Annotated in this window: 16 protein-coding genes; 9 read left to right on the forward strand and 7 right to left on the reverse strand. The window is 62.9% G+C overall.

Going from position 1 to position 19,233, the window contains the following annotated elements; all coding sequences use genetic code 11:
• Nucleotides 1-113 precede the first annotated feature (113 nt).
• Both NKJ55_RS17425 and NKJ55_RS17430 read left to right on the forward strand, forming a co-directional pair.
• Nucleotides 114-1,217, forward strand: a complete 1,104-nt coding sequence (locus tag NKJ55_RS17425; protein ID WP_352450970.1) for a calcium:cation antiporter — start codon at nt 114-116, stop codon at nt 1,215-1,217.
• 350 nt (nt 1,218-1,567) lie between these two features.
• A complete protein-coding gene (locus NKJ55_RS17430) occupies nt 1,568-1,966 on the forward strand; it encodes a hypothetical protein (protein ID WP_352450971.1) in 399 nt (132 codons plus the stop codon).
• On the opposite strand, the gene NKJ55_RS17435 is transcribed toward NKJ55_RS17430, so the two are convergent.
• The gene (locus tag NKJ55_RS17435; protein ID WP_352451027.1) at nt 1,927-2,244 is read right to left on the reverse strand and encodes a hypothetical protein; all 318 of its coding nucleotides are present in this window, start codon (nt 2,242-2,244) and stop codon (nt 1,927-1,929) included. The genes NKJ55_RS17430 and NKJ55_RS17435 overlap by 40 nt on opposite strands.
• Between NKJ55_RS17435 and NKJ55_RS17440 the strand changes: the two genes are divergently transcribed.
• The gene (locus NKJ55_RS17440; RefSeq protein WP_352450972.1) at nt 2,141-2,398 is read left to right on the forward strand and encodes a DUF6471 domain-containing protein; all 258 of its coding nucleotides are present in this window, start codon (nt 2,141-2,143) and stop codon (nt 2,396-2,398) included. The genes NKJ55_RS17435 and NKJ55_RS17440 overlap by 104 nt on opposite strands.
• A gap of 52 nt (nt 2,399-2,450) precedes the next feature.
• Here NKJ55_RS17440 and NKJ55_RS17445 read toward each other — a convergent pair whose 3' ends face one another.
• The 3 genes from NKJ55_RS17445 to NKJ55_RS17455 all read right to left on the reverse strand — a co-directional run bounded on the left by NKJ55_RS17445 (nt 2,451) and on the right by NKJ55_RS17455 (nt 5,720).
• Nucleotides 2,451-3,515, reverse strand: a complete 1,065-nt coding sequence (locus tag NKJ55_RS17445) for a hypothetical protein (RefSeq protein WP_352450973.1) — start codon at nt 3,513-3,515, stop codon at nt 2,451-2,453.
• Between the two features lie 263 nt (nt 3,516-3,778).
• Nucleotides 3,779-4,873 (reverse strand): alkene reductase, encoded by a 1,095-nt coding sequence (locus tag NKJ55_RS17450; RefSeq protein ID WP_352450974.1) that lies wholly within the window; start codon nt 4,871-4,873, stop codon nt 3,779-3,781.
• Nucleotides 4,874-4,931: 58 nt separating this feature from the next.
• Nucleotides 4,932-5,720 carry an SDR family NAD(P)-dependent oxidoreductase gene (locus NKJ55_RS17455; RefSeq protein ID WP_352450975.1) on the reverse strand — a complete coding sequence of 263 codons (789 nt, stop codon included), beginning with the start codon at nt 5,718-5,720 and terminating at the stop codon, nt 4,932-4,934.
• Between the two features lie 110 nt (nt 5,721-5,830).
• Between NKJ55_RS17455 and NKJ55_RS17460 the strand changes: the two genes are divergently transcribed.
• The 3 genes from NKJ55_RS17460 (at nt 5,831) to NKJ55_RS17470 (ending at nt 11,429) form a co-directional block, all read left to right on the forward strand.
• Nucleotides 5,831-6,394 carry a TetR/AcrR family transcriptional regulator gene (locus NKJ55_RS17460; protein ID WP_352451022.1) on the forward strand — a complete coding sequence of 188 codons (564 nt, stop codon included), beginning with the start codon at nt 5,831-5,833 and terminating at the stop codon, nt 6,392-6,394.
• A 728-nt stretch (nt 6,395-7,122) separates the two neighbouring features.
• Complete coding sequence (locus NKJ55_RS17465) at nt 7,123-8,229, forward strand: efflux RND transporter periplasmic adaptor subunit (RefSeq protein ID WP_352451023.1); 1,107 nt, start codon at nt 7,123-7,125, stop codon at nt 8,227-8,229.
• The gene (locus NKJ55_RS17470) at nt 8,226-11,429 is read left to right on the forward strand and encodes an efflux RND transporter permease subunit (protein WP_352450976.1); all 3,204 of its coding nucleotides are present in this window, start codon (nt 8,226-8,228) and stop codon (nt 11,427-11,429) included. The genes NKJ55_RS17465 and NKJ55_RS17470 overlap by 4 nt, the downstream gene beginning before the upstream one ends.
• Before the next feature lie 411 nt (nt 11,430-11,840).
• On the opposite strand, the gene NKJ55_RS17475 is transcribed toward NKJ55_RS17470, so the two are convergent.
• Entirely contained in the window at nt 11,841-12,482 is a 642-nt protein-coding gene (locus tag NKJ55_RS17475; protein WP_352450977.1) for a peroxiredoxin-like family protein, read from the reverse strand.
• A gap of 415 nt (nt 12,483-12,897) precedes the next feature.
• On the opposite strand from NKJ55_RS17475, the gene NKJ55_RS17480 reads away from it, so the two are divergent.
• Nucleotides 12,898-13,500 carry a cupin domain-containing protein gene (locus NKJ55_RS17480; RefSeq protein WP_352450978.1) on the forward strand — a complete coding sequence of 201 codons (603 nt, stop codon included), beginning with the start codon at nt 12,898-12,900 and terminating at the stop codon, nt 13,498-13,500.
• 55 nt (nt 13,501-13,555) lie between these two features.
• Here the strand turns inward: NKJ55_RS17480 and NKJ55_RS17485 are convergent, their stop codons facing one another.
• Nucleotides 13,556-14,464 (reverse strand): hydrogen peroxide-inducible genes activator, encoded by a 909-nt coding sequence (locus NKJ55_RS17485; RefSeq protein WP_352450979.1) that lies wholly within the window; start codon nt 14,462-14,464, stop codon nt 13,556-13,558.
• Nucleotides 14,465-14,611: 147 nt separating this feature from the next.
• Between NKJ55_RS17485 and katG the strand changes: the two genes are divergently transcribed.
• Entirely contained in the window at nt 14,612-16,810 is a 2,199-nt protein-coding gene (gene katG, locus NKJ55_RS17490) for a catalase/peroxidase HPI (RefSeq protein WP_352450980.1), read from the forward strand.
• A 79-nt stretch (nt 16,811-16,889) separates the two neighbouring features.
• Here katG and NKJ55_RS17495 read toward each other — a convergent pair whose 3' ends face one another.
• The gene (locus NKJ55_RS17495; RefSeq protein ID WP_352450981.1) at nt 16,890-17,567 is read right to left on the reverse strand and encodes an MIP family channel protein; all 678 of its coding nucleotides are present in this window, start codon (nt 17,565-17,567) and stop codon (nt 16,890-16,892) included.
• Between the two features lie 344 nt (nt 17,568-17,911).
• Here NKJ55_RS17495 and NKJ55_RS17500 point away from each other — a divergent pair, with 344 nt between their 5' ends.
• Nucleotides 17,912-19,201, forward strand: coding sequence for an RsmB/NOP family class I SAM-dependent RNA methyltransferase (locus NKJ55_RS17500; protein WP_352450982.1), 1,290 nt, complete (start codon nt 17,912-17,914; stop codon nt 19,199-19,201).
• Nucleotides 19,202-19,233 lie beyond the last annotated feature (32 nt).

Below are 19,233 nucleotides of genomic sequence, written 5' to 3' on the forward strand. Positions count from 1 at the left end.
CGCGGCGATGGCGTCATGACCTGTCATATGCGATTTCTCTGGATGGTCGCGGTGCGCAACAGTGGTTGCAAATCGCCCTTCCACGGGATTTGCGGGAAGGCAAGAAGGTGACAATGAGTGGTTTCGCAAGATCGGCGGTTTCCTACGGCATGCCGTTGGCCGCGCTGGCGATGGCTGTCGCGGTCAGAGCCAGCGGGGTGTCGGTCGACGAAGGGTCGCTGGGCACCAGGATGTTCATCGGCGCGCTGTCGAGCGCGATCATGTTCATCACCATTTTCGTGGTGCTCGACCACGCCGAGGCGGTGGCCCGGCGGGTAGGCGAGCCGTACGGCACGTTGGTGCTGACCATCGCGGTGACGGCAATCGAAGTGTCGATCATCGTTTCCATCATGCTGCACGGAGCCAACAATCCGACGCTTGCGCGCGAATCCGTGTTCTCGACGGTGATGATCACCTCCACCGGTGTTGTCGGCATGTGCCTGACGTTTGGCGGCTGGCGCCATCGCAAGCAGGCAATCGTCCGCCAAGGGACCAGCGCCTATCTGGCGGTGCTGGTCGCGCTGAGCGTCATGACGCTCATTCTGCCGACCTACACGCGAACCACCGATCCCGGCACGTTTTCGGCGGCCCAACTTGGCTTCGTCAGCGTGCTTTCAGTGCTGCTCTATGCCGGTTTTCTGTTCGCGCAGACTGTCCGCCACCGGGACGATTTCATCGACGGGCAAGCGCTTAGCGTTTCGACGCGAACCGACGCCCACGAAAGCGTCGCCGCCGGCGCTGTTCTCCTGCTGATCGGGCTGATCGGCATCGTGATGCTCGCCGAACAGGTCGCCGCCAGCGTCGAGGATGCGCTCGTCGCCTACCAGGTGCCGCAGGCCGACGCCATTGTCGGCGCGATGATCGCGGGCTTGGTTCTGATGCCGGAGGCCATTTCGGCGGTTCGCGCCGCACTCAGCAACGAGCTGCAGCGCGGCCTGAACGTCGCCATGGGTTCGGCCTGTGCCACAATCGGCCTGACAATACCGGGCATAGCCGCCGCCAGCCTGCTGACCGGAAGAGGCCTGACCCTGGGGCTGCCGGCGACCGACACGGTGCTTTTGGTCCTGGCGCTTTTCATCTGCAATGTGAGTTTCAGCACGGAAAGGACGACGTTCTTGACCGGCTTGGTCCATCTGGTGGTGTTTTTTACTTGGGTGTTTTTGATATTTGTGCCGTGAGGGGGGCATGGGGGCAGGCAGATACTGACGACTGTTCTCGACCGAGCAGCCACGCGTTTCCGCACTGAGTTGCGAAGTAGGCAATCCGCAGAAGTCCCCGATGAGGCGATGGTCGAGAGTTGGGGTGGTGACGGCAAAGACGGCTTGAGGGGCGGGCGCCAATTTGTCTCCTTTGCGCCATGGGCGGACGCTTAGTATCGAGGCCTTGAACGTCTCGATCGGGCCGATAGCGGACTTGCGGCTTGGAGGCTTGGAATGTGAGAAGCGGACGTTCAGGCGCCCGGTCTTATGTAGCAAAAGCATCAAGTTTTCCCTAGCCGCTACAAGCCCTGTAATCGATTGTTGCTGGCATGGGACAGCCACTCGTCATCTACTCATTGATCGCCAAGCGGGCGGAACTGTCGGGCCAGGTTCTCGATTTGGAGCGGCAGAAAGCCGCCTTGGAATACCAGCTAGGCCACATAGACGCTGCGCTGGCGATCTTCGGCTATGCCAAGCCGCCACGCGACATCAAACCCAAGGTCACGGCTGTCCGCCTGTTCAAGCGTAACGAACTGGCGCGGCTGTTGCGCAGGGACAGCGGGGAATGCACAAATCGCGAAATCGCCCTTCGGATCATGGCCGCGAAGGGATGGGATGCCGCCGACAGCGCGCTCGTGGCTAGGGTGACGGAGAGCGTCAAGGGCGCGAAGAAATGGGGGCGGCGGCATCAAATCACCGCCGCCGCATCCTCATCGCTGAGAGGCTGAAGGGTGTAAACGCCTTTCTTCCCTTGAACGGCGTGTATGGCCTCTTTCTGTACCATTCGATAAAGACGGTTGTTCATGACTGGCCGCTTCATAACCTCGCCGGTGCGCTTGTAGTATTCCATTATGATGCGATCCAACGAGGCAACACCGCCAGCATCCTCTATGATTGCGATAATGGTGAACTCCAAGCGGTCTGCGTCAGATACGCTCAGTTCGGCCAATAGTTCTTCGGGAAGATCCTTGACCTCCTCCCAAGTCAGATTTGAGACGAGGGCCAAGAACCTGTTGAAGGCGGAACTGAAACGACGGGGCTTCACCTACGCCCAGCTAGCCGAGAAGCTTGCGGCTATGGACATTCACGAAACGGAGCGTAACCTGAACAACAAGATCAGCCGGGGGGATTCAGTGCGGCGTTCTTGCTACAATGCTTAGAGGCTATCGGCGCGTCATCCTTGCGAGTCTCGCAGGAATAGCCCTTTTATGCCTAGGTTACGCCGGATATCAGCAACTCAATCATACAGAGCTGCAAAGTTATCCCGATTATGAATATCAGCCAGCCAGAGACCGTGTCCCGCCGTTCGCGCGCGAAGAACCCCCTATAACTACCAAACCCTATCATCCCAATTGCAATGACCCAAAGAATGGGGATGATGCTGATCTCTGCGCGCAATGGGCGGCTGTGCAGGCCGTCGAGGAAAGCAACAGGCTTTCCCGAATATCGATTAGAATTACCGCGCTCGAATTCGCCGCTCTTGTTGTTAGCCTGATCTTCACCGGCTGGGCTGCTTTTGCCGCCCAAAGCGCAGCGGTTGCTGCCCATAAAGTCATAGAACACGAAGAGGCGGGGGCCGCCGCCGAAGCCGATAGGTTCAACAAACAGTTTGAAGAAGCCAAGCGGAGCGCCGATGCTGCCTTTGACGCAGTAGAGGTCGCCAGAGCCGCTAACGTCGCGTCTGTCAATGCTTCCAATGCCGCCAACGCGCTTGCCGTCCGTCAGTTTGAGTCCAGTTTCAAGCCATGGCTTAGCGTTAAAGCTGGTGGTCCATATATCGGAAACAACAATTCTCTGAGTCCGTTCGAAGAGGGTGAAGGTCCAAGGTGGACGCGTATACAAACGACAATTGAGGTTAAAAACATCGGGGAGATGCCGGCGATTATCACTGGCTTTTACATTGGAGTAGAGAATTCTACAGACATCCAGATTGGCGGCCATGGCCGTTCCGAAGGGTGGCATGAACTCGGCCGAGAGGAGTCGATTTTTCTGAATGAGAATTTCGGAAGTAGGGCCATAGACCCGTCCCTTGCCGCGATAGACCCGACCCTCGTCGAGGCTCATTGTGGCGGCTTCTATTTGACGGCCGAAAATAGAGACACCTTCTGGAGGGACTTCCCGCCCATTGTTGGCAGGATTGATTATGAAGACCCTCTTGGAAAGAAACGCCAGTTGGGGTTCGCCTTCCGTCCTCCCGTCGTATTTGCCGAAGCCCTGCTGCGATGGGGCGGCCAAGCCAAAAACTACGACAAAGAGATAGACTGATGTCCTAAACATCAGCCAAATCCTTTGGTGCTTTTGCTACATAAGACCGCAGGCGCCCCCATGCATCGACGCGATCTGCGCCTGTAAAGCGAACGTACGACGTGCTACGAATCTCGCCTGGCTGGTCCTGGGCGGACCAGAGCAGCTAACGTCTATGCTATAGCCCTCCTGAATCCCTGGGTTTGGACACCAGTTCGAGCGGAGCGCCAGAGAGATGCCCTGAGGCGCTGCTGTCACGTGGGATGGCTGCCTCGCAGGCGCCGCCCTCCGATAGCTCATGGGCGGCTTGAGGCGGCGATCGCGGGATAGTCGGTATAGCCAGCGGAGCCGCCGCCATAGAGCGTCGCCGAGTTGAACTCCGTCAGCGGCGTGCGCGTCTTCAGCCGTTCCACAAGGTCGGGATTGGCGATGAACGGGCGCCCGAAGGCGAACAGATCCGCCTTGCCCTCGGCGAGCCGCGACGCCGCGAGTTCGAGGTCGTAGCCGTTATTGGCGATATAGGTATTGTTGAAGCGCCGGCGGAGCGATCCGAAGTCGAACGGCGCGACATCGCGCGATCCGCCCGTGGCGCCCTCGACGACATGGATATAGACGATGCCCAAAGCATCGAGTTGATCGACGATATAGTCGAACTGCGCCTGGGGGGCGCTGCTCGAGACGCCGTTGGCGGGCGAGACGGGCGAAATCCGGATGCCGGTGCGCTCTGCGCCGATCTCCTCGACCACCGCAGTCGCAACCTCCAGCATCAGCCGGGCGCGGTTCTCGACCGATCCGCCATAAGCATCCGTGCGGACATTGGCACCGTCCTTGGCGAACTGGTCCAGCAGATAGCCGTTGGCGCCATGAATCTCGACGCCATCGAAGCCGGCCTCAATGGCGTTCGCGGCTGCTTGCCGGAAATCGTTGACGATCCCCGCAAGCTCGTCGAGCGCCAGCGCGCGGGGCGCCGAAACCTCGACAAAGCCGTTGTTCACGAACGTCTTCGTCGCGGCCCGGATTGCCGAGGGCGCGACGGGCGCGGCGCCGTTCTCCTGCAGATCGACGTGCGAGACGCGGCCGACGTGCCAGAGCTGCAGGAAAATCCGCCCGTCCTTGGCGTGTACCGCGGTCGTGACCTTTCGCCAGCCGTCGATCTGAGCCTGAGAATAGATGCCGGGCGTGTCCTGGTAACCTTGTCCCTGCCGCGAGATCTGCGTGGCCTCGGAGATCAGCAGGCCGGCGGAGGCCCGCTGGCCGTAATACTCGGCGGCAAGATCGCCCGGAACGAAGCCCGGGCCAGCGCGATTGCGCGTGAGGGGCGCCATGACGATACGATTGGAGAGCGTCAGCGAGCCGAGAGAATAAGGCTCAAAAAGTGCTTTGTTGGTCATAGGTCACCTTGTTTGTCCCCGCCGCGACGAGATCGTTATCAAATGGATTCGTTGGTGCTCAGGCGACCTTGCGGTACCGCTCGGCGGGATGTTCGTTCCGATAGTTCGGAAGCATGGCCTGGCGCGCGGCCTGAAGCGCGTCCCACTGCCCGGCATCGGGAAGCGGCGGGATGGTCACCGGTTCGCGGCGGTCGAAGCCGACCAGCGCCGCATCAACCAGATCGTCCACCTCCATCACGTTGGAAAGCGTGTTGATGTCGGCGCCGACGTGGTCCCAGATCTCCGTACGCGTCGTGGCGGGCAGCACGGCCTGGACGTAGACACCCTTCGGCGCGAGCTCGAGGCTGAGCCCCTGCGACAGAAACAGCACGAAGGCTTTGGTTGCGCCGTAGACCGTCATGCCGAACTCCGGCGCCAGGCCGACCACGGAGCCGATGTTGACGATCGACCCTTCGCCAGCTTTCGCAAGACGCGGGGCCATGGCGCTGGCAAGCCGCAGAAGTGCGGTCGTGTTGAGCGCAACCAGCCGTGCGACGTCATCGGTACTCTGCTCGATGAAGCTTCCGCCGATGGCTGTTCCGGCATTGTTGACTAGAATCCCGATGCGGGCGTCATCGCGCAGCCTCGTCTCTACCGTTGCAAGCTCGGCAGGCTGCGTAAGATCAGCCTGGATGATGTCGATCGCAACGCCAGTTTCCTGACGGAGCCGGGCTCCCAGTGCCTCCATTCGTGCCACGTCACGGGCAACCAGCACGAGGTCGTGTCCGCGGCGGGCGAACCGTTCGGCATAGGAAGCTCCGATGCCCGTGGAGGCGCCGGTTATGAGGACTGATGGAATGGTGGTCATGGCATTGCTCTTTTCTCTGATGGAACCTATATTCATGACGATCATCATGATTGCGGCTAAATATGATGGGCATCATGTAAATGTCAACGGGGCCGACGGAGAATTTTGAAATGAAGGTCAGTCGAGAGCAGATGGCGGAGAACCGTCACCGGATATTGGATGCGGCCAGCCGGCTGTTTCGCGAGAAGGGGTTCGACGCGGTCAGCGTGGCGGAAGTGATGAAGGCCGCCGGGCTCACCCATGGCGGCTTCTATGGTCATTTCAGTTCGAAGGACGACCTGATCGCGCAGACCCTTGCCCACGTCCTCGCCGCGGACTCAGGCGGAGGGGGCGATCTTCGCGCTTATGTAGGTTCCTATCTTTCGCCCCGGCATCGCGACAACTGCGCCGGCGGTTGCCCGACGGCGGGCCTTGCCGCAGCCATCCGCCATCAGACCCCGGCTGCACGCTCGGCCATGACGGAAGGCCTACGATCGCAGATCGACCGTATCGGCAAGGCGCTCCCGGAGTTGGATCCGGCAGACAGACGCCGCGCGGCGATCGGAAGCTGGGCAGCGATGGTGGGGGCAGTAATCCTCGCCCGGGCGATCGACGATCCCGCGCTCTCGGATGAAGTGCTTGATCAGACGCGTGCCTGGGTCGATGCCGGGATCAGCCAAGTGTCTGCCAGCTAGGTGGTCTGCGGCAGGAGTGCTCTTGTCGAGAGCAATGCGGCTATCGGCGTTGGTTGGGTGGCTATCTTGCAGAATATCGCACCGCAGCGTGCAATCAGCGGGATTCGCGGACCAAGAGGGTTTCGAACTTCCCTGTTCAGACAACCATGCTGTCGCCCAATTTCCGCTAAACTGGCGAATGAAGCCGTTCAACGGCAGAACATCGAATGACCGCTCCTGGCGCAATTACGCCCTCAAGCGCGGTCGCCGGTGTTGTCCGCTGTAAGGCGGTGGCACAACTAACTTTAACGGCCGACCTTGGGGCGCGTTGCAGACCGGCAGCCTCGGGGCCGATAGCGGAATGGCGGCTTTAACGTTTAAAGAAGGATTGCGGACGTTCAGCCCGACGGGACCAAGGTCTGCTCCCGGGTCTAGCCGTCCCGTCTCAATGGCGTCCCGGACCGCCCGGTGGATCTGCGTTGCCAGTGGCGGGTGGCGGGGCAGCCACAGGGTGGACATTTCAGCCCATATGGAAAATGATCATGTTGCCATGCACAACACTGCAGTGCTCTGATCTCGACGAAAAGCCTGAGCGTAGAAGCGGATCAACCGACCTCCGGGTCCAGCGAGCGAGGACGCAAATGGACACCCCAGAGAATGGGCAATTGCATCGCGACGCGGGCGAGCGACCCTGTCGATCGGCCGGCTGGCTTCCCCGCGCCGCCGTGTCGGCGGCATTCCTGCTCGGCATGGCTTTCAGCAGCACTGCGTTTGCGCAGGACCAGCAGCTACCCGTGGTGACAGCGGCCAAGCCGGTGGTCCGTGAAATCGTCGAAGACGACGAGTTTGTCGGGCGCTTCGAAGCCGTCGACCAGGTCGCCATCCGTTCGCGCGTCAGCGGCTATCTGGACAAGGTCAGCTTCCAGGACGGCGCACTGGTCAACAAGGGCGACCTGCTCTTCACCATCGACGAGCGTCCGTACCAGGCGGCTTATGATGCCGCCAAGTCGCAAGTGGACGTCGCCAAGAGTCTGCTCGAATTCTCCAAGATGCAGCTGGATCGCGCCGACGAACTCGCCAAGACCGGCAATATCTCAACCGCGACGGTCGACGACCGCCGGCGGGAATACCTTTCGGCGCAGGCGCAGATGCAGGGCGCGACGGCTGCGCTGACGACGGCCAGCCTGAACATGGAATTCACCGAGATCAAGGCGCCCTTGTCCGGCCGCATCGACCGCCGGCTGGTGTCGGTCGGCAACCTCGTGCAGCCGGATTCCACCTTGCTGACGACCATCGTTACGCGCGATCCGATCGACTTCTATTTCGACGTCGATGAGCGCCTGTATTTCAGCTATGCCCGCGACGCGAAGGAGCGCGGCGGCAGCATGCAGGAAGGCGCCGGCGGGCTCGAGGTGGTGGTGCGCGTCGCCGACCGCGCGGAGGCGGTATTCAAAGGCAAGCTCGATTTTGCCGAGAACCGGATCGACAACGCGACCGGCACCATGCGGGTGCGTGCAAGGTTTCCCAACGCCGATGGCATTCTCCAGCCAGGCATGTTCGGGCGCATCAACGTGCCGGGGTCGCTGCCGCATAGCGGCGTGCTGGTGCCCGACGAGGCGATCGGCGCCGATCAGGATCGCCGCATCGTGTTCCTGGTGGATGAGGCCGGGACGGTGTCGGCGAAGCCCGTGCGCACCGGCCCGCTTCTCGACGGCTACCGGGTCATCCGCCAGGGCCTGACCGGCGACGAGACAATCATCGTCAAAGGGCTGATGCACGCCAGGCCCGGCACCAAGGTGAAGGTCGAGATGGTAACGTTGCCGCCCAAGGCCGAGACCGCCGAGTTGCAGCAATGAGGTTCGCACATTTCTTCGTCGACCGTCCGATCTTCGCATCGGTCGTTTCGATCGTCCTGCTGATCCTCGGCGGGATTGCTTATACCCAGCTGCCGGTCGCGCAATATCCCGAGATCGCGCCGCCGACCATCGTCGTTCGCGCGCAGTATCCGGGCGCCGACGCCGAGACGGTCGCAGCGACGGTGGCAACGCCGATCGAGCAGGAGATCAACGGCGTCGAGGGCATGCTCTACATGTCGTCCTATTCGTCGGGCGACGGGGCGATGGCGCTGACCATCACCTTCAAGCTGGGCACCGATCTCGACCAGGCTCAGGTGCTGGTGCAGAACCGCGTGTCGGTCGCCGAGCCGCGCCTGCCCGAAGAAGTCCGCCGCCTCGGCATCACCACCACCAAGAGCTCGCCCGACCTGATGATGGTCGTGCACATGCTGTCGCCCGACAATACCTACGACCAGCTCTACGTCTCGAACTACGCCCGCTCGCGGGTGCGCGACATACTGCTCAGACTAGACGGCGTCGGCGACCTCATCATCTTCGGCGAACGCGAATATTCGCTGCGCATCTGGCTCGATCCGGAAAAACTGTCCGCCCTGGGGATGACCTCGGGCGATGTGGTGCAGGCGCTGCGCGACCAGAACGTCCAGGTATCGGGCGGCTCGATCGGCGCGCCGCCGACCAGCACCGGCACGGCGTTCCAGTACACGGTCACCACGCAAGGCCGCTTCAACGACGCACGCGACTTCCGATACGTGATCGTCAAATCGACCGACGACGGCCGCCTGATCTCGCTGCAGGACGTGGCGCGCATCGAGCTCGGCGCCAAGGATTACGTCACCAACTCCTATCTCAATGGCAAACCGGCGGTGGCGCTCGCCATCTTCCAGCGGCCGGGCACCAATGCGCTCGCCGCAGCCGCGGAGATCCAGGACAAGATGAAGGAGCTTTCCCGCGACTTCCCGAAGGGGTTGAGCTACGACATCGTCTATAATCCGACCGAGTTCGTCGCCGAGTCGATCCAGGAGGTCTACAAGACGATTCTCGAGGCGATGCTGCTGGTCATCATGGTCATCATCGTCTTCCTGCAATCGTGGCGCATGGCGATCGTGCCGATCGTGGCGATCCCCGTGTCGCTGATCGGCACGCTGGCGGTGCTTTACGCCGCCGGCTTCTCGCTCAACATGCTGACGCTGTTCGGCCTAGTTCTGGCGATCGGCATCGTCGTCGACGATGCGATCGTCGTGGTCGAAAACGTCGAGCGCAATATCGCCAGAGGGCTGGCGCCCAATCCGGCGTCGCACCTGACCATGGACGAAGTCGGAACGGCCGTCATCGCGATCTCGCTGGTGCTGATAGCCGTGTTCGTACCGACAGCCTTCATCCCCGGCATTTCTGGGCAGTTCTATCTGCAGTTTGCGATCACCATCGCGGTGTCGACGGCGATCTCGGCATTCAATTCGCTGACGCTTTCGCCGGCGCTGGCCGCACTGCTGTTCAAGCCGCATCACGCCGCGGCGGCGCCGCCGCGCTTTTTCCTGGCGCGGTTCGGACGGGCGCTCGCCGACGGCTTCAATCGCGGCTTCGACAGGGTCGCCCATTGGTATTCGAGCATCATCCGCGTGCTGGTCGGCTCGTGGATAACGATCGCCGCCATGCTGGCCGTTTTCGCGGCCCTCATCTACGCCACGGTCTACATGGTGCAGTCGGTGCCGCGCGGTTTCATTCCGTCGCTTGACCAGGGCTATGCGATCGTCGTCATCCAGTTGCCGGACGGCGCTTCGCTGTCGAGGACCGATGCGGTCATCCAGCAGGCGTCGCAGATCATCCAGAAAACGCCAGGCGTCGACTACGCGGTCGCCTTCGCCGGCTTCTCCGGCGCGACCTTCACCAACGCCAGCAACGCGGGCGTGATCTTCGCCAGGTTCAAGCCGTTTGACGAGCGACTGAAAGCCGGCCAGTCGGCGACCCAGGTCATCGGCAATCTGTTCGGCAGCCTGCAAAGCATCAAGGAAGCCTTCATTATCGCACTGCCGCCGCCGCCGATCCGCGGCGTCGGCAATGCCGGCGGCTTCAAGCTGCAAATCCAGGAGCGCAACAGCGCCGACATGCGGCAGATCCTGGCGCTTGCCAACGAAATCGCCGGCAAGGCCAACAAGACGCCGGGGCTGACGGGTGTGTTCACCACGTTCTCCGCGTCGAGCCCGCAATTCTTCCTGGCGATCGATCGCGACAAGGCGCGCATCCTGAACGTGCCGATCCCCAACATCTTCGAGGCGCTGTCGATCAATTTGGGTACCGCCTACGTCAACGACTTCAACGCTTTCGGGCGCGTCTACCAGGTGCGGGCGCAGGCCGACCAGGCGTTCCGTCTCGATCGCGCCGACATCTTGAAACTGAAGGTGCGCTCGGCGACCGGCGCGCTGGTTCCGCTCGGCACGTTGGTCGAGATCCGCGACGTCACCGGCCCGGCGCTGGTCCAGCGCTACAACATGTACGTTTCGGTGCCGCTGCAGGGCAACGCCGCGCCCGGCGTTTCCACGGGCGACGCGCTGGCATTGATGGAAGGGATCACGGCAAAGACGCTGCCGGCCGGTACCTCCTATGAATGGACCGAGCTCGCCTATCAGGAGCGCAACACCGGCAATGCCGCTGTCTATATCTTCGGACTGTCGGTGTTGTTCGTGTTCCTGGCGCTGGCGGCGCAATATGAAAGCTGGGTGCTGCCGTTCGCCATTGTGCTGGTGGTGCCGCTCGGCGTGCTCGCGGCGTTGCTCGGCGTGTCGTTCCGAGGGCTGGACAACAACATCCTCGTGCAGATCGGCCTCATCGTGCTGATCGGGCTTGCCGCCAAGAACGCGATCCTGATCGTCGAATTCGCGCGGCAGGCGCAGGAACGCGGGCTGTCGGCTGCCGAGGCTGCCGTCGAAGCCTGCCGGCTCAGGCTGCGGCCGATCCTGATGACCGCCTTCTCGTTCATCCTCGGCGTCGTGCCGCTGATGATCGCAACGGGCCCGGGCGCAGAAATGCGCCAGTCGCTCGGCACCGCGGTATTCTCCGGCATGCTCGGCGTCACTTTCGTCGGCCTGTTCCTGACGCCGGTGTTCTACGTCACGCTCAGGTCGCTGTTTTCACGGCGCAAGCCCCGTGCCGAGGCAGAGCCTTCGGGGCCGGCAGAGGCGCCATCGGAGACGGCCGCCGAGTAGGGTTACGAATTCGCCGCGTCGGGCGCGGCTTATCACTCCAGAAAATCGGCGCGGCGCGGCAACGGCCACGATCTGCGCGACCTCGGCGTCGAGGTGCGGCGGAGACCCTGCTCGGTCTGATCCAGCCTAACAGCCGCATCCAGCTCAGTGAGACGATGCCGGGCGGCGAGGCCAATGCGATCTTCTATCTGGTCGACCGGGCGGGGCTTGAGGGCGCAACCGCGACCTCCGGAGTCCTCGCTTGCGATGTCTGCTTTCAGGACGCGGAGAAGCTGATCTCTACGGCCGAGATCGGGCGCGAAGCGGTTATCCACGATCTTCAGGTTTTGACCCAGAACGGCCTTTCCCCGGTAGTGAGCGGGAAGGGCGCGGTCGTCGAGCGAGTTGTCAGCCGCCTATTTCCGCAGCCCATTAATGTGCAACTTGGGAAGCCGCTGACATCAATTCCTCCGGATTCGGCGCCTTGGGGGTATTGAGGCCAGCCTCCAGAACTTCAGTGAAGCTCCAGCGTACAATGCCCCCTCGGTCGATGAGAAACTGACCAACCAGCAGCTCCTTAGCGGAAGCCATCATCTGCTGATCGGCTTCCGTAATCTCATACCCCTCCTTCTTGTTGAGCAACTCGTTTATTGCGATGGGGTCCATAGGCTCGGGCAACTCACCCGGGAGATCGATACGGATCCCCATGACCTTGTCCATCCCGATCTCGCGCAAGCCGAAGGCACGGTGCGAGGCCCGCTCCGGGTCGGACGCGGCGAGAAGATCGGGTGTCGGATGGTAACGGAAATAGAGCCGTGCCCGCTCTACCGGCGTATTGACGACCGCCAGGCATTCGACGCCTTTCTCAGCCAGAGCCGGCTTGAGTTGCGCCATTGCCGCGACATTGCGCCGGCAGAACGCACAGTGCAGGCCTCGAAACAAGCCGATCAACAATGGGCTACGACCTCGAAAATCAGTGAGCGCGATTTTGCCTTCGCGGGAGATCGCATCGAGAATAATATTCGGCGCCCGGTCGCCCGGCTGCAGCGGGCGTTCGACATTACTCGCGGACATGGACAACCTCCTCGCCCGGGTAAGCACATCCAGTCATCGGGGGTTGAGTCCGTGCTGGGGGACGCCAGGGCAAAAATTGCTTTCGACCTTCGTCATATTGCCGAGGTCGAGATTACGCGTGTTGCAGGTGCATCATAACACGAAAAAAGCCTCTGCGGGTCGCTCGTTTCGCGAGCTGTCGCGAGCGCTGTGGTAAACAGTGTATCGTCTCATCCGTGCCATGGGACGATACAGCGGCGGGACCGATTGGATCTTCACATGCTTGCGGTGTTCAAGCCTTGAAACTTGGGCGGCTTCCATGTGCCCGGACGTCAAATGCCGACCGCACAGATCGCAGATCTCTGCCCTCAGCGGAACCGAGCGCCATCCAGCCGGTTAAACCGGCATGAAGCTCCCCACCAACCAAGGCCACACCATGAGCATTCTGCAAACCACGAAGAGAGCCGTCGAGCAGGTCACCGGTGCCGCCAAACCGGGGCGGCGAGAGGTCGCCGATCACCTGAGGCCGCGCAAAGCGAATGAATTTCGGTTCAGCGATGATGGCCTGGTGCCCAACCATCCGTTCTGGCCGCTTGTCGTCTATCGCGGCGCTGTGAAGTTGCCCGAAGGCTTCGATCCTGCGGCTGTCATGGAGGCGCTTTTCGAGGCAAATGGCTGGGGCGATAGCTGGCGCAACGGCATCTACGGCTACGTCCACTACCATTCGCGGATACACGAGGTGCTGGGCGTTGCGCGCGGCACGGCCAAGGTCCGCTTTGGCGGCAACAAGGGACGAATCCTGTCGCTGAAGGCCGGCGACGTCGCGGTTCTTCCGGCCGGCACCGGGCACCAACGTCTTTCCGCATCCGACGATTTTCTGGTTGTCGGCGCCTATCCTCCATCCGGCACCTATGACCTGTGTACGACCGCCGCCGACCATGCCAAGGCAGTCGTCACGATCCCCAGGGTCGGCCGTCCGCGCAAGGACCCTGTCTATGGAAGCAACGGCCCGTTGCTCGCAGCCTGGGAAAAGGATTGAAGCCGTTCCTGTCTTGCGAGGCTTCGGGGCTAAAACCGGATCCTTGACCCGCCGCTCACGCCGCCAGCACCGCCGCGTCCAGCCCGCGGATGATCTTCGCCAGTTCGACGCATTCGTCGTGCCGAACCTTGTTGCGCCGCCATGCCAGGCAGATCGTGCGCTGCGGCATCGGCTCCTGGAACGGCACGATCTTCAAATCGGGGATAGTGCTGGCTGGCCCCGCCGCCATTTCCGGGATGAGCGTGACGCCGAGCCCATGCGCCACCATCTGTAAGAGCGTCGTCAGGCTGGTCGCGCCATAGCTTGCCATCGCCACCGGCCGCACGCTGCCGCACACGGCGAGCGCCTGTTCGCGCAGGCAATGGCCTTCCTCGAGCAGCATCAGCCGCTCCAGCGCCGGGCTCGCCGGCGGCACCGGCGGCGAGGCGAAGGCGGGATCGCCGGCCGGCACGGCCAGGAAGAACCGGTCGGAGAAAAGTTCCTCGGTAACCAGGCCTGGGTAATCGAGAGGCAGCGCCGCGACGAAGGCGTCGAGCTTACCCGAACTGGTGTCCTCGACCAGCGAGGCGGTCACGGCTTCGCGCAGTTCCAGCTGCAAGGCCGGGAAATGCCGTTTCAGCTCCGGCAGCACATGCGGCAAGAGATAGGGCGCCACCGTCGGGATGATGCCGAGCCGGAAGCGGCCTTCCAGCGCCGGGCGGCCGCGCCGGGCCGTCGCCTCGACGTCGCGGACGTCGGCAAGGATGCGCTCGATGCGCGGCAGCAGGGCCACGGCCTCGTCGGTCATCCGCACCACCTTGCCGCCGCGCTCGAACAGACGGCAATTCAGCCGCAGCTCCATCTCGGCGATCTGCGAAGACAGCGCCGGCTGGCTGACGCCGGCGAGTTTTGCGGCACGGCCGAAATGCAGCGTCTGCGCCAGCGCCTCGAAATAATGCATCTGCCGGACGGTCAAACCGATCATAAGGAAAACCTATCAGAATAAACAGCAAAGGCAATTTGTCTTTATCGGCTGGGCGGGCTAGTCTGGAACCATTCCAGAATGGCGCGGCCGCTGGCCCTGCCCGGAAGATCAACAAAATCCCGGAAAATCAACAAATCGGAGGCAAAGATGGACGCGAAAACCGACGACAACAGCGCCGGCAAATGCCCGGTCCCACATGGATCGGCCAGGAGGAGCAACCGTGACTGGTGGCCGAACCAGCTTGACCTTGGCGTCCTCCATCAGCAGTCCAGCCTCTCGGACCCGATGGACGAGGACTTCGACTACGCCAAGGAATTCAAGAGCCTCGATCTCGATGCGGTGATCAGGGATCTGCACCAGGTGATGACCGATTCGCAGGATTGGTGGCCGGCCGATTTCGGCCATTACGGCCCGCTCTTCATCCGCATGGCCTGGCACAGCGCCGGTACCTATCGCATCGGCGACGGCCGTGGCGGCGCCGGCGCCGGCCAGCAGCGTTTCGCGCCGCTCAACAGCTGGCCGGACAACGCCAATCTCGACAAGGCGCGCCGGCTGCTGTGGCCGGTCAAGCAGAAATACGGCAGGAAAATCTCCTGGGCCGACCTGTTGATCCTCACCGGCAACGTCGCGCTGGAATCGATGGGCTTCAAGACCTTCGGCTTCGCCGGCGGCCGCGCCGATGTCTGGGAGCCGGAGCAGGACGTCGACTGGGGATCGGAAACCAAATGGCTCGCCGACGAGCGCTATTCCGGCGACCGCGAACTTCACGGCCATCTCGGCGCCGTGCAGATGGGGCTGATCTACGTCAACCCGGAAGGGCCGAACGGCACGCCCGATCCATTGGCCGCGGCGCGCGACATTCGCGAGACCTTCGCTCGCATGGCCATGAACGACGAGGAAACCGTGGCGCTCATCGCCGGCGGTCACACCTTCGGCAAGACGCACGGCGCCGGTGATGCATCGCTGGTCGGGGCGGAGCCGGAAGGCGCCGGCATCGAGGCACAAGGCCTCGGCTGGTCGAGCAAGCATGCCACCGGCATTGCCGGCGACGCCATCACCTCGGGTCTCGAGGTGACCTGGACCACGACGCCGACCAGATGGAGCAACAATTTCTTCGATAATCTGTTCAACTACGAATGGGAGCTGACCAAGAGCCCGGCCGGCGCCCATCAGTGGACGCCGAAGGGCGGCGCCGGTGCAGGCACCGTACCGGACGCGCACGATCCCTCGAAGCGCCGCGCGCCGGCGATGCTGACCACCGACCTCGCGCTACGCGTCGACCCGGCCTATGAGAAGATCTCGCGGCGGTTCCATCAGAATCCTGATCAGTTCGCCGATGCCTTCGCCCGCGCCTGGTTCAAGCTGACCCATCGCGACATGGGTCCGGTCGTCCGCTATCTCGGCCCGCTCGTGCCGAAGGAAGAGCTGATCTGGCAGGACCCGATACCGGCAATCGACCACGAGCTGGTCAGCGAACAGGACATCGCCTCGCTGAAGGCGAAGATCCTGGCCTCCGGCCTGTCCGTTTCCGAACTGGTCTCGACCGCCTGGGCCTCGGCCTCGACTTTCCGCGGCTCCGACAAGCGCGGCGGCGCCAACGGCGCCCGCATCCGCCTGGCGCCGCAGAAGGATTGGGAGGTCAACCAGCCGGCACAGCTGGCCAAGGTGCTCGAGACACTCGAAGGCATCCAGAAGGGCTTCAATAACTCGCAGTCCGGCGGCAAGAAGATCTCGCTTGCCGACCTGATCGTTCTCGGCGGCGTCGCCGCGGTCGAGAAGGCGGCCAAGGACGGCGGCCATGACGTGCAGGTGCCGTTCACGCCAGGCCGCATGGACGTGTCGCAGGAACAGACGGATGTCCAGTCCTTCGCCGCGCTCGAGCCGAAAGTCGATGGCTTCCGCAATTATGTCAGGGGCAAGCAGCCGATGTCGGTCGAAGCGATGCTGGTCGACCGGGCGCAGCTGCTGACCTTGACGGCGCCGGAGATGACGGTGCTCGTCGGCGGGTTGCGGGTGCTCGGCGCCAACACTCGCCAGTCGAAGCACGGGGTGTTCACCGACAGGCCGGGCACGTTGACCAACGACTTCTTCGTCAACCTGCTCTCCATGAACACGGTCTGGGATCCGACCGCCGGCTCCGATGAAGTCTATGAAGCACGCGACCGCAAGACCAAGACGGTCAAGTGGACCGGCACCCGCGCCGACCTGATCTTCGGCTCGCACGCGCAATTGCGTGCGCTGGCCGAGGTCTACGGGTCGGCGGACGCCGGGCGGAAGTTCGTCAGGGACTTCGTCGCCGCCTGGACCAAGGTGATGAACGCCGACCGTTTTGATATCGCGGCGTGATCCGGGCATACGAATTTCTCGACGCAACGAAAAAGGCGCGGGCCTTGACCCGCGCCTTTTTCATGAAGCCTTCGGAAAGTCAGTCTTTCTCGAAGATACCGGCCTTGGCGACCACGCCGGCGATGGCGCCGCCGATCAGCGGCGCGACGATGAACAGCCAGAGCTGGCCGATCGCCGCAGTTCCCGAAAACAGCGCCGGTCCGATCGAACGGGCCGGGTTGAGCGATGTGCCGGTCACCGGAATGATGGCGAAGTGCAGTCCGGCCAGCGTCAGGCCGATGACCAGGCCGGCGAAGGCCGTCGTGTGCTTGGCGTTGGTGACGCCGAGGATCACCGTAACGAAGGTGAAGGTGCCGATCAGCTCCCACAGGAAGGCCGAGCTGACGCCCCATGTCGTCACGTCCCAGCCATTGGCGCCGAAGCCGCCGGTGTGGCCGCCGACCTGTCCGGAGACAATGATCCACAGCGCCAGCGACGCGATGATGGCGCCGATGACCTGCGCGATCCAGTAGGGAATGACATCCCTGGCCGGCATCCGCCCGGCGAGGAACACACCGAGCGTCACCGCCGGATTGAGGTGCGCGCCCGAAATCGGGCCGATCGCGTAAGCGGCCGCTATCAGGCCGATGCCGAACGCCAGACCGATACCTTCCTGGCCGAGCGGCAGCGCGCCGCCGAAGCCGCCCGTCACCACCGAAGCCGTGCCGATGAACACCAATAGAAACGTGCCTAGAACTTCCGCCAGATAAGTTTTCATTGCCCTCTCCTCGTATCGACCCGCGGCTCCGCTTTTTCTGCGACGCGAATCACCGCGCAAAGAGTATTCGCAACCGGAAAACTTGCAAAGCAGAGCAGTTTCGCAAGCCGCTATGCTTGTGAGCGCCGGACACGCACATTAGAGACTTATAATATATTGATCGAATTGTTCGTTCCGCATGCCGGCGCCCGCCTAGTGGCCGCGGCTCGCGATGCATCAATCCACATTCGTCACCCCTCGGCATGGATCGTCTCGCCGTCGGCGAAACAGAACTGTTTCAATCAGGGCACGAAAAGCTCTAAGAGCAGGGCCGGAATTAATTTACTGAGTAATGGAAGACGACAATGAGACTGGGCGGGCGGCTGGCGGCAGCCATTGAAGTGCTTGACGAAATTGGCCGTCGCCACCGGCCGGTGGCCGATGCGCTGAAGGACTGGGGCCTGTCGCACCGCTTCGCCGGCGGCGGCGACCGCGCCGCGATCGGCAACATCGTCTACGACGCGCTGCGCCGCAAGCGCTCGGCCGGCTGGCTGTTGGGCGAAGACACACCGCGCGCCATCGGCTTCGGCGCGCTGCTGCTCGAATGGGGCCAGACGGCGCAGTCGCTGAACGAGGCGCTCGAGGGCGACAAGTTCGCGCCGCCGCTGCTTACCGCCGACGAATTGAAAACGCTCGGCGGTCGCCGGCTTGCCGATGCGCGGCCGGCCGTCAGGGCAGACATCCCCGACTGGTGCATGCCGCTGTTCGAACGGGCGTTCGGCACGGCCTGGGTGGAAGAGGGTGCCGCGCTGGCGACGCGCCCGCCGCTCGACCTCAGGGTCAACACGCTGAAGGCCGATCGCGGCAAGGTGCTGGCCGAACTGGCGGAGACCGGCGCCAAGCCTGCGCGGATCGCGCCGCACGGCATCCGCATCCCACCGATCGAGGGCGACGGCAGGCACCCGAACGTGCAGGCCGAGCCGGCCTTCCAGAAAGGCTGGTTCGAGGTTCAGGACGAGGGTTCGCAGATTGCGGCCGAACTGGCCGGCGCCGAACCTGGAATGCAGGTGCTCGATTTTTGCGCCGGCGCCGGCGGCAAGACGCTGGCGCTGTCCGCGGCGATGGACAATCGCGGCCAGATATTCGCCCACGATGCCGAGAAGGCACGGCTGGCGCCGATCTTCGACCGCATCCGCCGTTCGGAAAACCGCAATGTGCAGATCGTCACCAAGCCGGCCGAACTGGCGCCGCTCGGCAAGCACATGGATATCGTCGTGATCGATGCGCCGTGCACCGGCAGCGGCACCTGGCGGCGCCGGCCGGATGCTAAATGGCGGTTGACGCAAAGACAGCTCGACGCCCGCAAGGGCGAGCAGGAGACGATCCTCGATGCCGCCAGGGACTTCGTCAAACCCGGCGGCCTGCTGGTTTACATCACCTGTTCGGTGTTCGACGAGGAGAATGGCGACCAGGTTTCGGCGTTCCGGGACCGCCATCCCGATTTTGTCCCGGTCGATCACCGCCAGCTTTGGGACAGCCGTTTTGCGGGCCGCGAAGCGGCAATGCGCATTGGCGCTGCGGGCGGCATTTCGCTGTCGCCATTGCTGAGCGGCACCGACGGCTTTTACTTCTGCGCGCTGCGGCGGGCCGGCTGAATCGTTGCCATCGATACAGGGCTAAGCCGAAT

It is taken from the genome of Mesorhizobium sp. M0106, from assembly GCF_040322715.1.
Lineage (GTDB): Bacteria > Pseudomonadota > Alphaproteobacteria > Rhizobiales > Rhizobiaceae > Mesorhizobium.

Excerpts from the sequence above, each read along its gene's own strand:
- NKJ55_RS17465 (WP_352451023.1), top strand. The coding sequence starts at position 7,123 with ATGGCTTTCAGCAGCACTGCGTTTGCGCAGGACCAGCAGCTACCCGTG.
- NKJ55_RS17475 (WP_352450977.1), bottom strand. The coding sequence starts at position 12,482 with ATGTCCGCGAGTAATGTCGAACGCCCGCTGCAGCCGGGCGACCGGGCG.
- NKJ55_RS17440 (WP_352450972.1), top strand. The coding sequence starts at position 2,141 with ATGGTGAACTCCAAGCGGTCTGCGTCAGATACGCTCAGTTCGGCCAAT.
- NKJ55_RS17470 (WP_352450976.1), top strand. The coding sequence starts at position 8,226 with ATGAGGTTCGCACATTTCTTCGTCGACCGTCCGATCTTCGCATCGGTC.
- NKJ55_RS17455 (WP_352450975.1), bottom strand. The coding sequence starts at position 5,720 with ATGACCACCATTCCATCAGTCCTCATAACCGGCGCCTCCACGGGCATC.
- NKJ55_RS17460 (WP_352451022.1), top strand. The coding sequence starts at position 5,831 with ATGAAGGTCAGTCGAGAGCAGATGGCGGAGAACCGTCACCGGATATTG.
- NKJ55_RS17430 (WP_352450971.1), top strand. The coding sequence starts at position 1,568 with ATGGGACAGCCACTCGTCATCTACTCATTGATCGCCAAGCGGGCGGAA.
- NKJ55_RS17480 (WP_352450978.1), top strand. The coding sequence starts at position 12,898 with ATGAGCATTCTGCAAACCACGAAGAGAGCCGTCGAGCAGGTCACCGGT.
- NKJ55_RS17450 (WP_352450974.1), bottom strand. The coding sequence starts at position 4,873 with ATGACCAACAAAGCACTTTTTGAGCCTTATTCTCTCGGCTCGCTGACG.
- NKJ55_RS17445 (WP_352450973.1), bottom strand. The coding sequence starts at position 3,515 with ATGTTTAGGACATCAGTCTATCTCTTTGTCGTAGTTTTTGGCTTGGCC.
- NKJ55_RS17495 (WP_352450981.1), bottom strand. The coding sequence starts at position 17,567 with ATGAAAACTTATCTGGCGGAAGTTCTAGGCACGTTTCTATTGGTGTTC.
- NKJ55_RS17485 (WP_352450979.1), bottom strand. The coding sequence starts at position 14,464 with ATGATCGGTTTGACCGTCCGGCAGATGCATTATTTCGAGGCGCTGGCG.
- katG (WP_352450980.1), top strand. The coding sequence starts at position 14,612 with ATGGACGCGAAAACCGACGACAACAGCGCCGGCAAATGCCCGGTCCCA.
- NKJ55_RS17500 (WP_352450982.1), top strand. The coding sequence starts at position 17,912 with ATGAGACTGGGCGGGCGGCTGGCGGCAGCCATTGAAGTGCTTGACGAA.
- NKJ55_RS17425 (WP_352450970.1), top strand. The coding sequence starts at position 114 with ATGAGTGGTTTCGCAAGATCGGCGGTTTCCTACGGCATGCCGTTGGCC.